This window comes from Paraburkholderia rhynchosiae (genome assembly GCF_002879865.1).
Lineage (GTDB): Bacteria > Pseudomonadota > Gammaproteobacteria > Burkholderiales > Burkholderiaceae > Paraburkholderia > Paraburkholderia rhynchosiae.
In genome coordinates this window covers 1-340 of record NZ_PNXY01000156.1, presented here as the reverse complement: position 1 = coordinate 340, position 340 = coordinate 1, and the positions used below count along the sequence as shown (strand labels likewise).

At 55.6% G+C, this 340-nt stretch carries 2 pseudogenes; one reads left to right on the top strand and one right to left on the bottom strand.

Going from position 1 to position 340, the window contains the following annotated elements:
* A pseudogene (locus C0Z16_RS37250) lies at positions 1 to 109 on the bottom strand (IS5/IS1182 family transposase); the annotation flags it as partial.
* Positions 110 to 244: 135 nt separating this feature from the next.
* Between C0Z16_RS37250 and C0Z16_RS37245 the strand changes: the two are divergent.
* Positions 245 to 340 (top strand): annotated as a pseudogene (locus C0Z16_RS37245) (IS5/IS1182 family transposase); the annotation flags it as partial.

The following is a 340-nucleotide window of genomic DNA, read 5'->3' as shown; positions in this document are numbered from 1 at the left end:
TCAGCGCAATCAGCTTCGACCAAGGCACAACACGCCGCATCTCATCGAGAAATTCCCGCTTGCGCGTGCGCTTCGTTGACAGATCCAGACCAAGACCCAACTGCGACATCACTCTTCTCCTCAACTAATTCGCGTTGGTTCCAGGATAGCTGAACGGGGCGTCAATGCCAGGACTTTTGCAGACCTTCCTTAACTCAAACGCAAAGCTGTTAACCTCGACCGTTGTGACGAGCGGAGCGAGGAGATGGCCAGGCCAATCATCGACGACGAATTGTGGGCATTGATCGAACCACTTCTACCGCCAGCAAGGCCGAGACGCTTCCGGTATCCGGGGCGCAAG